The sequence below is a fragment of the Halomonas sp. ABH4_019 genome (assembly GCF_056159885.1).
Genome location: NZ_JBSWWC010000004.1, coordinates 13,580 through 26,482 on the forward strand (window position 1 = coordinate 13,580; position 12,903 = coordinate 26,482).

Genomic DNA, 12,903 nt, shown 5'->3' on the forward strand with positions numbered 1-12,903 from the left:
GGAGTGACGCGTAAGGAGCAAGGTGAGCGAAACATGGCTCAGATAGCGTGTGCCAGGTAGATGGCTCGAGCCTCACCCCTCACTCTTCACCCCTCACGCTACAGCTAGACACCGGGCTGCGGCCCCGATAAGAAGGGAACCACCGATGAGTGATGCCCCCATCAATCTCGATTCGCTCAGGCAGCGTATCGATGAGCTGGACAGCGACATTCTGCGGCTGATCAGCGAGCGGGCCGAATGTGCCCGCCGCGTGGCCGAGATCAAGACCCAGGAAGATCCCCAGGCCGTGTTCTATCGGCCCGAGCGCGAGGCCCAGGTGCTGCGCCGGATCATGGAGCTCAACCCCGGCCCCCTCGACGGTGAGGAGATGGCGCGGCTGTTTCGCGAGATCATGTCCGCCTGCCTGGCCCTCGAGCAGCCGGTCAAGGTGGCCTACCTGGGGCCCGAGGGCACCTTCACCCAGCAGGCAGCGCTCAAGCACTTCGGCGAGAGCGCGGTGAGCCTGCCCATGGCGGCCATCGACGAGGTGTTCCGCGAGGTGGAGGCCGGCGCCGTCAACTACGGCGTGGTGCCCGTGGAGAATTCCACCGAGGGTGTGATCAACCACACCCTGGATTCGTTCATTGACTCCGGGCTGAGCATCTGCGGCGAGGTGGTGCTGCGCATCCACCATCACCTGCTGGTCGCCGACACCACCCGGCGCGACAAGGTCTCGCGGATCTACTCGCATCCGCAGTCCTTCGCCCAGTGCCGCAAGTGGCTCGATGCCCACTATCCCCAGGCCGAGCGGGTGCCGGTGTCGTCCAACGCCGAGGCCGCGCGCCTGGTCAAGACCGAGTGGCACAGCGCGGCCATCGCCGGCGACATGGCCGCCAAGCTCTACGACCTGACGCGCATCGCCGAGAAGATCGAGGATCGCCCGGACAATTCCACGCGTTTCCTGATCATCGGCAACCAGGACGTGCCGATGTCTGGTGAGGACAAGACCTCCATCGTGGTGGCCATGCGCAACCAGCCCGGGGCCCTGCACGACCTGCTGGAGCCCTTCCATCGCCACCAGATCGACCTGACCCGCCTCGAGACCCGGCCCTCGCGCAGCGGCGTGTGGAACTACGTGTTCTTCATCGACTTCAAGGGGCACCACGCCGAGCCGCGGGTGTCGGCGGTACTCGAGGAAGTGCGGCTGCGTGCCGCCGAGGTCAAGGTCCTGGGCTCCTTCCCCCAGGGCGTGCTTTAGATGGGGCGGCAGGACCTGCCCGCCCGGGTGCTGATCGTCGGCCTCGGCCTGATCGGCGGCTCGCTGGCCGCGGCCCTGCGCGCGGCTGGCTTCGGGGGCGCTGACGGGAGCGCGGCCGGCTTCGGGGCCGCTGACAAGGGCACGGCCGGCTTCGGGGCCGTAGAAGCGCGCGCCGAGATCCTCGCCTGCGATCCCGATGCCGAGGAGATCGCCCGGGGCGTGGAGATGGGGTTGATCGACCGTGGCGGCACGCGGCTGTCGCCGCTGCTCGACGGCGTCGACCTGGTGGTGCTGGCGGTGCCGGTGCTGGCCATGCGCGAGGTGATGGCCGAGCTCGCCGGAGGCCTCGAGCGGGCCGCCCCGAAGGTGGTGATGACCGACGTGGGCAGCACCAAGGGGGCCATTCGCGAGGCGGCCGAGGCGGTGTTCGGCACCATGCCGCCGAACCTGGTGCTCGGCCATCCCATCGCCGGCTCCGAGAAGAGCGGCGTGGCGGCGGCCAACGCCGAGCTCTATGTCGGTCACAAGGTCATCCTGACCCCCGAGGCGGTCACCGACCCCGTCGCCGTGGGTCGGGTTCGTGCGCTGTGGGAAGCGGCCGGCGCCGAGGTGCTGGAAATGGGCGTGGAGCGCCATGACGCGGTGCTGGCCCGCACCAGCCATCTGCCGCACCTGCTGGCCTTCTCGCTGGTGGATACCCTGGCGCGCCAGGACGAGCGCCTCGAGATCTTTCGCTACGCGGCCGGGGGGTTTCGCGATTTCACCCGCATCGCCGGCAGCGATCCGGTGATGTGGCGAGACATCTTCGTCGCCAACCGCGACGCCGTGCTGCATGCCCTCGACGATTTCGAGGCCGGCGTGGCGCGGCTGCGCCAGGCGGTCGAGCATGGCGACACCGATGCCATGCTGGCGACCTTCGATCGTGCCAGCCATGCCCGGCACTACTTCGATACCCTGCTTAACCAGACCAGTTACCAGGCGGAATACCAGATGCAAGCACAAGACAAGCTGCGTTACCGGGTTGGCCCCGGTGGCGGCGTGACCGGACGCATCCGCGTGCCCGGCGACAAGTCGATCTCCCATCGTTCGATCATGCTCGGCGCCCTGGCCGAGGGCGTCACCGAGGTATCCGGCTTCCTCGAGGGCGAGGACAGCCTGGCCACCCTGCAGGCCTTCCGCGAAATGGGGGTGGCCATCGAAGGCCCCCACCAGGGGCGTGTGACCGTGCACGGCGTCGGCATGCACGGTCTCAAGGCGCCGGCCGGGCCGCTCTACGTGGGCAACGCCGGCACCGCCATGCGCTTGTTCGCCGGGCTGCTGGCCGGCCAGGCCTTCGACACCGAGCTGACCGGTGACGTCTCGCTGACCAAGCGCCCCATGGGGCGGGTCGCCGATCCGCTGCGCGAGATGGGTGCGGTGATCGAGACCGCTGAAGGCGGGCGCCCGCCGCTCAAGATCAAGGGCGGTCAGCCGCTCAAGGGCATCGCCTACGACATGCCGATGGCCAGCGCCCAGGTGAAATCCTGCCTGCTGCTGGCCGGGCTCTACGCCGAGGGCGAGACTCGGGTACGCGAGCCGGCGCCGACCCGCGACCATACCGAGCGCATGCTCAACGGCTTCGGCTATGCGGTCGAGCGCGAGGGCGATACCTGCTGGCTGGCCGGCGGCGGCGAGCTGACGGCGGCGCCGATCGACGTGCCGTCGGACATCTCCTCGGCGACCTTCTTTCTGGTGGCCGCGGCCATCACGCCGGGGGCCGACCTGGTGCTCGAGCATGTCGGCATCAATCCCACGCGCATCGGGGTGATCAATATCCTCCAGCGGATGGGCGCCGACCTGCGCCTCGACAACGAGCGCGAAGTGGGCGGCGAGCCGGTGGCCGACCTGCATATCCGCTACGCGCCTCTCCACGGCATCGATATCCCGGTCGACCAGGTGCCGCTGGCCATCGACGAGTTTCCGGCGCTGTTCGTCGCCGCCGCCAACGCCGAGGGTACCACGCGGCTGCGCGAGGCCGCCGAGCTGCGCGTCAAGGAATCCGACCGCCTCAAGGCCATGGCCGACGGCCTCGCCGTGCTGGGCGTGGAGAATCGTCTGTATGAGGACGGCATCGATATCGTCGGCCGGCATGCGGGGGAGGGCGCCGAGGGGCCCAGCTACGGCGGTGGACGCATCGACAGCCTGGGCGATCACCGTATCGCCATGGCCTTCACGGTGGCGGCCCTGCGTGCCGAAGACGAGATCGTCATCGACGATTGCGCCAATGTGGCCACCTCCTTCCCCGGTTTCGTGGACCTGGCGCGTCGCGTCGGACTCTCCCTCGAGGAAGAACGGGAGGCATCATGAGCGACCAGGCGCCGGTGCTGACCATCGACGGCCCGGGCGGAGCCGGCAAGGGCACCATCAGCCGGCTGGTAGCCGAGCGGCTGGGCTGGCACCTGCTCGACAGCGGGGCCCTCTATCGCCTGACCGCGCTGGCCGCCACCAAGCACGACGTGGCACTCGATGACGAGCCGGCCGTGGCGGCGATCGCCGAAACCCTGGACGTGGTGTTCCTGGCGGAGGAGGGCGAGGTGCGCATCCTGCTCGAGGGCGAGGAGGCTACTCGCACGATCCGCACCGAGCAGGTCGGCGATGCCGCCTCGCGTGTCGCCTCGCTGCCGGCGGTCCGCGAGGCGCTGCTCAAGCGCCAGCGAGATTTCCGACAGGCCCCGGGGCTGGTGGCCGACGGTCGCGACATGGGGACCGTGGTATTCGTCGATGCGCCGCTCAAGATCTTCCTCACCGCCAGCGCGGAGGAGCGCGCCAGGCGGCGGCGCCTCCAGTTGCGAGAGGCCGGGGTGGATGCTAGTCTATCGAGTCTTCTAAAGGAGATTCAGGCACGCGATGCACGCGATATGCAACGCAGCGTGGCCCCGCTCGTACCGGCCGAGGATGCCATCGAGCTGGACACCACGAGCCTGACGATACCGGAAGTGGTGGATCGGCTGACGGAGTGGCTGGCCAAGCGCGGCCTGGTCTCCGGCACCTGAACTCCCTTGCGGCGCCTTCGGCAAGATGTGATGACGTGGTCGGGCACCCCGTTTCCGTGAGCCCGGCCAGGTCGAACCAGCGCCAACATCCCCGAAGGCAGTCTGAAATGGCCCGCACTCGCTGGTGGTGCGGAGGAGCGGCCCTGCCGCACAACGTTGATCACGTAGGAACATCATGAGCGAAAGCTTTGCTGAACTGTTTGAGCAGTCTCTCCAGGACATCAACATGGAGCCGGGCGCCATCGTCGCGGCTGCCGTCGTCGACATCGAGGGTGACTGGGTCACCGTCAATGCCGGCCTGAAGTCCGAAGGTCAGATTCCCGCGGCCCAGTTCCGCGACGAGAACGGCGAGCTGACCATCGCCGTCGGCGACGAAGTCCACGTCGCCCTGGAAGCCGTGGAAGACGGTTTCGGCGAGACCCGCCTGTCTCGCGAGAAGGCCAAGCGCGCCGAGGCCTGGAAGGTCCTGGAAGCCGCCTTCGAAAAGGAAGAGATCGTCAAGGGCGTGATCAACGGCAAGGTCAAGGGCGGCTTCACCGTCGACGTGGATTCCATCCGCGCCTTCCTGCCGGGTTCCCTGGTCGACGTGCGTCCGGTGCGCGACACCACGCACCTCGAGAACAAGGAACTGGACTTCAAGGTCATCAAGCTCGACCCGAAGCGCAATAACGTGGTCGTCTCGCGTCGTGCCGTGCTCGAGGCCGAGAACAGCGCCGAGCGCGAGGCCCTGCTCGCTACCCTGCAGGAAGGCCAGCAGATCGTCGGTATCGTCAAGAACCTCACCGACTACGGCGCCTTCGTCGACCTGGGCGGCGTCGATGGCCTGCTGCATATCACCGACATGGCCTGGAAGCGCATCAAGCATCCGAGCGAGATCGTTTCCGTGGGCGACGAGATCACCGTCAAGGTGCTCAAGTTCGACCGCGAGCGCAACCGCGTCTCCCTGGGTCTGAAGCAGCTGGGCGAAGATCCCTGGGTCAACATCAAGGATCGCTACCCGGAAGGCACCAAGGTGCACGCCCGCGTCACCAACCTCACCGACTACGGCTGCTTCGCCGAGCTGGAAGAGGGTGTCGAGGGCCTGGTCCACGTGTCCGAAATGGACTGGACCAACAAGAACATCCATCCGTCCAAGGTCGTTCAGGTCGGCGACGACGTGGATGTCATGGTGCTGGATATCGACGAAGAGCGTCGTCGTATCTCCCTGGGTATCAAGCAGTGCACCGCCAACCCGTGGGAAACCTTCAACGCCCAGTACAACAAGGGCGACCGCGTGGCCGGTACCATCAAGTCGATCACCGACTTCGGTATCTTCATCGGTCTGGAAGGCGGTATCGACGGTCTGGTACACCTGTCCGACATCTCCTGGACCGAGACCGGCGAAGAGGCCGTGCGCTCCTTCAAGAAGGGCGACGAAGCCGAAGCCGTCATCCTGTCCATCGATCCGGAGCGTGAGCGCATCTCGCTGGGCATCAAGCAGCTCGATACCGATCCGGTCGCCGAGTTCCTGGCCGTCAACGACAAGGGCACCATCGTCACCGGCCGCGTGGTCGAGATCGATGCCAAGGAAGCCCACGTCGAGCTGGCCACCGATGTCGTGGCCGTGCTGAAGGCCTCCGAGATCAGCGCCGACCGCGTCGAGGATGCTCGCAACGTGCTGAACGAGGGCGACAGCGTCGAGGCCCGTATCATCGGTGTCGATCGCAAGAATCGTCAGATCAACCTGTCCGTCAAGGCCAAGGATCAGGAAGATACTCGCCGCAACATGAGCAAGCTGCGCGAACAGGATGTCGATACCGGCGGTGGCCCGACCACCATCGGCGACCTGATCAAGCAGCAGATGGGTCAGGACTGAGGCATCGGCCGCCAGACGGCCGATCCCGGTAAGACCGAAGGCGCCGCCCGAGAGGGCGGCGCCTTTTTTTATGGCGAGTTTGCCTGTGAATACGCGGCGTGCCCGTATGACTGTTTTTTCCTTACAATAGTTAGTCGGTATCGCACACAAGTAATAGTGTCGTCGTCTTTGATTGTTCGACTTATTCGTTTAGAGTTGCGAGATATGCTAATAGGCGTAATAATAACCAGGCATCCCCGAACTCTCCCGATAAGGACTTGTTAGATGTCATCACTACTCAGCAATTACATGCAGAAAGAGCAGCAGCTCAAGCAGCTTCAGGATGAGCTCGAGCGTCTGGAGAATGACGAGCGCCTCAAGGCCGAGCTCGAGTTCAAGACGCAGCTCGAGAAACTCATGAAGGAGTTCGGCAAGAGCGCCAATGACGTCATCGAGCTGCTCAATCCCAAGCCGGGAGCGGCGCCCAAGGCGGCGGCACCCAGCAGCGGCGGTCGCCGCAAGCGCAAGCTCAAGATCTACAAGAACCCGAATACCGGTGAAGTCGTCGAGACGCGCGGTGGCAACCAGAAGACCCTGAAGGCCTGGAAGGATGAGTTTGGTGCCGACACGGTCGAATCCTGGCTGGTGCGTACCGAGGACTGAGTCACGCTTGCCGCCTCTCCGACGCTACAATGCCGCCCCAGGGGCGGCATTGTGGCTTCAGGGGCCTGTGGGTGTCAGAGCAGGGGGATGCGGAGCTCCAGTTCGCCTTCTTCCTGCAGCAGCTGCGGGGGTTCTCCACTGAGGGGGGCGCTGGCGCCTGAGAGGCTGCGGCATGACAGGTCCAGTACCGCCGAGTCGACCTGGCGCGTGCTGTCCAGTGCAACGCATGCGAGGCGCCGCGACGGCAGGTCGTGGAGGCGAAAGGTGGGTGGCAGGGCCAGGTGGGAGGCGCTTTCCTCGAGCTGTACGCCGAGGTCGATCCTCGGCAGTCCGCCGGACAGTGGTTGGTCGTGATAGATCGCCATGGGGGTAGCGGTATCGAGCACCGAGGGCAGGTCCTTGGCGCCGGGCGCATGGTGTTGCCAGTCCTGCAGGTTCTCCAGGGGCTGAGAGTGGTAGAGGCGTGTCAGGATGGCTTGTCGCCGGGGCAGTTCGCGAATGTGGTAGGTGAAGTTGGTGCCATTCCCACCGCGCTGTTGCAGGCTCAGGCGTAGGCGCTGTCGATAGCGCCGCGGTGTTTCGCCATAGAAGCGCTGGAAGGCACGGGAGAACGCTGAATGGTTGCGATAACCGCAGACGCTGGCGATATGGTAGATGTTCTTCGGCGTGTGGATCAGCAGGCGCGCCGCCTTTTCCAGGCGCAGTCTATCCCGGTAGACGCCGGGGGAAAGACCGAAGTGTCGCCTGAAACGACGTCTGATTTGTGAAGAGGAGTATCCCATCCTCGAAGCGAGTTCCTCGATGCCTTGCTGGCTATCCAGCGTCTCCTGGAGCCAGATTTCCGCTCGCATCATATCCTGGCACATGGCCTTCCCCTTGGACTGCGTAATATGCCCGCGCCTTGGTCGATGCCTTTACAGGCATATCCGGTCCCTGCGATGAAGAATCGCGGCCGGGTTGGCGGGGTCTTCCATGACGGCTTTGTTTCTTGTCTTTTGAATACTTATCGCGTACTGCTTTATGCCGTTTAATGGGGGCGAAGGCAAGTTTGCCTTCTGTAATTGATCGAATCGGCACAAATTGGAGTCAAACTGCCCGTGGACTGATGCCAGGCGGCAGGATTGCAGGTATAATCTCAAGGGTTTCCCTATCAGGCCATGGCCTGGGCCTTGAACCGATTGGTCACGAATGAAACAGCAAAAATTCCGAAAGCCCATGGATGAGCGTGAGAAGTTACGCAAGTTCCGTGAACTCGATGATGCCTTCGCCGAGGCGTTGCGCGAACTCGAGAGTCCCGATCATGATCTGGATATCCCCACCGGCCCGCCCGTGCGCTCCCTCGAAGCGCAGGAGTCGGATGAGCAGGCGCGTCAGCAGGCCTTCGAACGCCGGCTGAAGGACCTGATGAAGGACTATGCCCTGCCCGCCGAGAGCGTCAGCGAACTCCTCCAGACGCTCCAGGCCCTCGGCAGGCTCGCCTGACGCAAGGCGAGAGCCCTGTCAGTGCCGATATCGATAGACCCGCAGGCTGGGCAACAATGGCTCCTGCTCCAGGCGCTCGTCGCTGCGTCGTGCGCGCGTGCGTTTCTCGGGGGGCTGTGCCGGGGGCAGATTGTGATCCGGCAGGCGGCCGTCGTCGGCCGGCACGAACAGGGGCAACGCCACGTTCATGGCGCGGCGGTCATGCCCGTCCTCCAGCGGCTCGCGAAAGAACAGGTTGGCCCGCATCAGCGGGGCCTGCTGTTGCACCTGGGCCAGCGGCTCGCCGCTGGGGATGCTGGCGAGCCTTCGCAGCTGGATGCGCACATGCGGCGCCTCGCTGTCGAGGGCCAGCAGCTTACGTTCGGCCTCGGGCACCGATAGCCGCTTGATCGAGCGACCGCTGGCGTACCAGGCCAGCCGGACCCGCGCGACGGGGGCAGGGGCCAGCGGGATCGCCCGCCAGCACTGCTTGAGATGCAGCCGCGCCAGGCCGTTGCCACGCAGGTGGTCATGCAGCCGGGGATGACGGAAGGGCAGGATGGCCTTGATCTCGGGCAGCAGGCCGGGCGCTTGCTCGCGTATCTGGCCGAGCAGGTCGGCGAACTGGCGCTTGGCGACATTGACCTCCCGGGCGCCCTCCATCAGCGGCGGCGTGGCGGCGATCAGGCCGACATGGCTGCGGGTGCTGCGACCGTCCTGGCCATCCTGATACCAGAAGTCCAGCAGCGCCCGGTGCAGCCAGTCGGCATCGGCGCGGGCCGCACCGAAGGCCCAGGCCTGGCCGCCTTCCTGGCGCCACAGGCTCGCCAGGGCCTCGCTGGCCTCGACCAGTGAGTCATAGGCGGCCTCCAGCTGGGCCAGCAGTCGGTACTCCGGGGCGGCCTCCATGGCGTCAGGCGCCATCGTCCCGGTCGGCCCGGGCCAGCCAGGCATCGAGGTCGGCCTCGTCCATGGCCGGCTCGCCGGCGATGCGGTGCGATTCGTCGGCCCAGGCGCCCAGGTCGAGCAGTCGGCAGCGCTTGCTGCAGAAGGGGCGGTAGGGGTTGTCCTCACTCCAGCGGACTTTCTTGCGGCACTGGGGGCAGGCGACCTCGAGGGGCCGGTCGGCATTGGCTTGGGTCATGCGGCGTCTCTCGGGGCAGGAGCGTTCTCGAATGATGACAAGGATGGCGAATCGGCGTGCCGTGAGCAAATCCACGTGCGTCCTCGGCCGTGTGCGAGCTTGGCGGTTGACGGTCAGGCTCGCCCTTCGGCCAGGTCGCGGAAGCGGCGATCGAGCTCGGCGACCCGGGCGCTCAGGCCCGCCGGGTCGGTGGCGTTGTCGAGCACATCGTCGGCACGAGACAGTCGCTCCTCACGCGGCATCTGGGCGGCGACGATGGCGCGGGCCTGGGCCTCGTCCACGCCGTCCCGGCTCGCGGTGCGCCGGATCTGCAGTGACTCGGGCACGTCGATGACCAGCACGCGGTCGACCAGTCGGTGCTGGCCCGACTCGAACAGCAGCGGCGAGACCAGCAGCGCATAGGGTGCCTCGCCGGCGCGGAAGGCGGCCAGTCGCTCCAGTAGCCGCTCGCGGATCCGCGGATGGGTCACCGACTCGAGCCAGCGTCGTTCGGCCTCGTCGGCGAACACGATGTCGCGCAGGGCCCGGCGGTCCAGGCGACCGTCGGGCTGCAGCATGCGCGTTCCGAAGCGTTCGGCGATGGCGGCCAGGGCCGGCTGGCCGGGCTCCACCACCTCGCGGGCCACGTCATCGGCATCCACCCAGGGGATGCCGAGCGCGGCGAAGGCGCGGGCCACGGTGGACTTGCCGGAGGCGATGCCGCCGGTCACGCCGATGATCAGGGTCGTCTCGGGCATCTCACATCACCAGGGTCAGGTAGGTGGCCATCAGCGGCTCGCCGAGCAGCAGCGCGAACCAGCCGGCCACGGCCAGCCAGGGGCCGAAGGGCATCGGCGCACCGCGCAGGCGCGGCACGGCCAGCTGGACGAGCACGCCGACGATGGCGCCGGCGCCGGCGGCCAGGATCAGCACCAGCGGCAGGTAGATCCAGCCCAGCCAGGCGCCGAGCGCGGCGAACAGCTTGAAGTCGCCGTAGCCCATGCCTTCCTTGCCGGTCACCAGCTTGAATAGCCAGTAGAAGCCCCACAGCGACAGGTAACCGACCATAGCGCCGATTACCGCCGTCGGCAGTTGCAGCGGCTGGAAAAGCAGGTGATAGAGCAACCCGGCCCACAGCAGGGGCAGGGTCAGCGCATCCGGCAGCAGCTGAGTGCGCAGGTCGATCACCGCCATGGCCAGCAGACTCAGGCAGGCGCCCAGGACAAAGGCACCCTCGAGCGTGGCGCCGAACAGGGCCGTCACCGCCAACGTCAGCAGGGCGCCGGCCAGCTCCACCAGTGGATACTGGGGGCTGATGCGCGTAGCGCAATGGGCGCAGCGTCCGCGGCGCTTCAGCCAGCCGACCAGCGGCAGGTTGTCGTGCCAGGCGATCGGCGTCTCGCAGCGTGGGCACAGCGAACGCGGCGTCACCAGGTTGAAGGTCGTCGCGGGCTCGGTTTCGAGCTCCAGGGCCTCTCTGGCCTCGGCACGCCACTCGCGCATCAGCATCACCGGCAGGCGCGTGATCACCACGTTGAGGAAACTACCGAGACACAGGCCGATGAGGGCCGCCAGCGGCCACAGCAGCTGAGGGGGCAGGTCGACGGGCAAGAAGACGCTCCTGGTTCGCGAAGGTGTCGGCCTCATTCTACGGGGCGAGCGCCGGCTTGTCCGGGGTCTTCTATGCTGAAGTCGGGCGAGCATGCAGGGCAAGCGCCATGGGGCATTGCGACGGCGCCGGGGACGGCGCGTCGTTAACGGGATAGGCCTGTCGCCGGATCAGCCCCTGGCGATGCGGTTGCCTGCAATTGCCCTGGGCGAGCACGGGGGCGGGCTGTCGCATCGACCGTGTTTGGTCTAGAATCGCCCCCCTTCATCCGTCAGGAAGGCGACCATGACCCAGACGCTTGGACCAGTGATGCTGGACCTGGAAGGGACGCGGCTGCGCGACGAGGAGCGTGAGCTGCTGGCGCGGCCGGCGGTCGGCGGCGTGATTCTGTTCGGCCGCAACGTCGAGGATGCCGACCAGGTTCGTGCGCTCTGCCGCTCGATCCGCGAGGTGCGCCAGGACCTGCTGCTGGCCATCGACCAGGAAGGCGGTCGCGTGCAGCGCCTGCGCAAGGGCGTGACCCGTCTGCCCGCCATGTCACGACTGGGCCGCGAGTATCAGGCCGCCCCCGAAGTCGCCCGACGCCTCTGCCAGGATACCGGTTGGCTGCTCGGCATGGAGATGGCGGCCTGTGGGCTGGATCTCAGCTTTGCCCCGGTGCTCGACGTCGATGAGGCGCACTCCTCGGTGATCGGTGAGCGCAGCTTCTCCGGCGACCCCGAGACCGTGACCGCATTGGCCGGCGCTTTCGTCGAGGGGCTCGGCGAGGCCGGTATGGCGGCGGTCGGCAAGCACTTCCCCGGGCACGGCGGCGTGGCCGCGGACTCCCATCACGAGCTGCCGGTGGACGACCGCTCCCTCGAGGCACTGCGCCGCCGGGATCTGGTGCCCTTCACCGCCCTGGCGTCTCGCCTGGGCGGCGTGATGCCGGCCCACGTGGTGTATTCGGCCTTCGACCATCGGCCCGCCGGATTCTCGCCGGCCTGGCTCGGCATGCTGCGAGAGACGCTGGGCTTCAAGGGTGCCATCTTCTCCGACGACCTGAGCATGGCCGGTGCCTGCACCGCCGGCGCTCCCGCCGAGCGGGCCGCCCAGGCTCTGGCGGCCGGCTGCGACATGTTGCTGGTGTGCAATGACCGCGCGGCGGCCCTGGAGGTCGTCTCGGCCTGCGAGGGGCACGCCAGCAAGCGTGCCGCCAAGCTGCGCTACGGCCGTGCCCGCCCCGACCTGGAGGCCCTTGGGGTCCTGTCGCGCTGGCGTCGCGTACACGCTCGCCTCGAGGCGATGGCCGCCGACTGACCGACCCTTTCCCGAATGACGAACCACGACGAGCTTCCGATGCCCAAACTCGATGCCGATGCCCTCCCGTCCCTGGCGGACATGCGTGAGGTCATGGACTCCGCCGACTGCCTGATCAGCCAGGAAGAAGTGGAGCGTGCCCTGGACCGCATGGCCGACGAGATCGCCCGTGACCTGGGCGACAAGCTGCCGGTCTTCTACTGCGTGATGAACGGCGGCCTGATCACCACCGGCCACCTGCTGACCCGGCTCGGCTTTCCCCTGGAAGTCGACTATCTCCACGCCACCCGCTACCGCGGCGGCATTCGCGGGGGCGAGCTGTTCTGGCGCGTCTCTCCGGAAATTCCCATGGCCGGCCGCCATGTGGTGATCGTCGACGACATCCTCGATGAAGGCGCGACGCTGGCCGCGATTCTCGACTACTGCCGCGAAGCCGGCGCCGCCAGCATCTCCACCGCCGTGCTGGTCGACAAGCGCCATGACCGCAAGGCCATGCCCGACCTCAAGGCCGACTACTGCAGCCTCGAAGTCGTCGACCGCTACGTCTTCGGTTTCGGCATGGACTACCAGGGCTACTGGCGCAACGCTCCGGGCATCTTCGCCCCCAAGGGGCTGTAGGCCCTGGCCATCGCCCTCTTGTGGCAT

The 12,903-nt window shown here is 66.8% G+C and carries 13 protein-coding genes; 8 read left to right on the forward strand and 5 right to left on the reverse strand.

What is annotated here, in order from left to right; translation table 11 throughout:
* Positions 1-145: 145 nt before the first annotated feature.
* From pheA to ACXAFN_RS15800, 5 genes are all read left to right on the forward strand, one after another.
* Positions 146-1,237 (forward strand): prephenate dehydratase, encoded by a 1,092-nt coding sequence (pheA, locus tag ACXAFN_RS15780; protein ID WP_474990197.1) that lies wholly within the window; start codon positions 146-148, stop codon positions 1,235-1,237.
* Positions 1,238-3,583: a bifunctional prephenate dehydrogenase/3-phosphoshikimate 1-carboxyvinyltransferase gene (locus ACXAFN_RS15785; protein ID WP_474990199.1), complete on the forward strand. Its 2,346-nt coding sequence runs from the start codon at positions 1,238-1,240 to the stop codon at positions 3,581-3,583. It begins immediately after the preceding gene.
* Complete coding sequence (gene cmk, locus ACXAFN_RS15790; RefSeq protein ID WP_474990201.1) at positions 3,580-4,269, forward strand: (d)CMP kinase; 690 nt, start codon at positions 3,580-3,582, stop codon at positions 4,267-4,269. Before ACXAFN_RS15785 ends, cmk begins: the two co-directional genes overlap by 4 nt.
* Before the next feature lie 175 nt (positions 4,270-4,444).
* Entirely contained in the window at positions 4,445-6,124 is a 1,680-nt protein-coding gene (gene rpsA / locus ACXAFN_RS15795) for a 30S ribosomal protein S1 (RefSeq protein WP_474990203.1), read from the forward strand.
* A gap of 264 nt (positions 6,125-6,388) precedes the next feature.
* Positions 6,389-6,766 carry a histone-like nucleoid-structuring protein, MvaT/MvaU family gene (locus ACXAFN_RS15800; RefSeq protein ID WP_474990205.1) on the forward strand — a complete coding sequence of 126 codons (378 nt, stop codon included), beginning with the start codon at positions 6,389-6,391 and terminating at the stop codon, positions 6,764-6,766.
* Between the two features lie 74 nt (positions 6,767-6,840).
* On the opposite strand, the gene ACXAFN_RS15805 is transcribed toward ACXAFN_RS15800, so the two are convergent.
* Positions 6,841-7,632: a helix-turn-helix transcriptional regulator gene (locus ACXAFN_RS15805; RefSeq protein WP_474990207.1), complete on the reverse strand. Its 792-nt coding sequence runs from the start codon at positions 7,630-7,632 to the stop codon at positions 6,841-6,843.
* Positions 7,633-7,981: 349 nt separating this feature from the next.
* Here ACXAFN_RS15805 and ACXAFN_RS15810 point away from each other — a divergent pair, with 349 nt between their 5' ends.
* The gene (locus tag ACXAFN_RS15810; protein WP_474990209.1) at positions 7,982-8,248 is read left to right on the forward strand and encodes a hypothetical protein; all 267 of its coding nucleotides are present in this window, start codon (positions 7,982-7,984) and stop codon (positions 8,246-8,248) included.
* Positions 8,249-8,266: 18 nt separating this feature from the next.
* On the opposite strand, the gene ACXAFN_RS15815 is transcribed toward ACXAFN_RS15810, so the two are convergent.
* The 4 genes from ACXAFN_RS15815 to ACXAFN_RS15830 form a co-directional block, all read right to left on the reverse strand.
* On the reverse strand, positions 8,267-9,151 hold the full coding sequence (locus ACXAFN_RS15815) for a DNA replication terminus site-binding protein (RefSeq protein ID WP_474990211.1): 885 nt from the start codon (positions 9,149-9,151) through the stop codon (positions 8,267-8,269).
* Entirely contained in the window at positions 9,141-9,371 is a 231-nt protein-coding gene (gene yacG / locus ACXAFN_RS15820) for a DNA gyrase inhibitor YacG (protein WP_474990213.1), read from the reverse strand. Before yacG ends, ACXAFN_RS15815 begins: the two co-directional genes overlap by 11 nt.
* 113 nt (positions 9,372-9,484) lie before the next feature.
* Positions 9,485-10,108, reverse strand: coding sequence for a dephospho-CoA kinase (coaE, locus tag ACXAFN_RS15825; RefSeq protein WP_474990215.1), 624 nt, complete (start codon positions 10,106-10,108; stop codon positions 9,485-9,487).
* A 1-nt stretch (position 10,109) separates the two neighbouring features.
* A complete protein-coding gene (locus ACXAFN_RS15830; RefSeq protein WP_474990217.1) occupies positions 10,110-10,961 on the reverse strand; it encodes a prepilin peptidase in 852 nt (283 codons plus the stop codon).
* 283 nt (positions 10,962-11,244) lie between these two features.
* Between ACXAFN_RS15830 and nagZ the strand changes: the two genes are divergently transcribed.
* Together nagZ and ACXAFN_RS15840 are read left to right on the forward strand one after the other, a co-directional pair.
* On the forward strand, positions 11,245-12,258 hold the full coding sequence (gene nagZ, locus ACXAFN_RS15835) for a beta-N-acetylhexosaminidase (protein ID WP_474990219.1): 1,014 nt from the start codon (positions 11,245-11,247) through the stop codon (positions 12,256-12,258).
* A 39-nt stretch (positions 12,259-12,297) separates the two neighbouring features.
* Entirely contained in the window at positions 12,298-12,876 is a 579-nt protein-coding gene (locus ACXAFN_RS15840) for a hypoxanthine-guanine phosphoribosyltransferase (protein WP_474990221.1), read from the forward strand.
* The last annotated feature ends 27 nt before the right edge of the window (positions 12,877-12,903 follow it).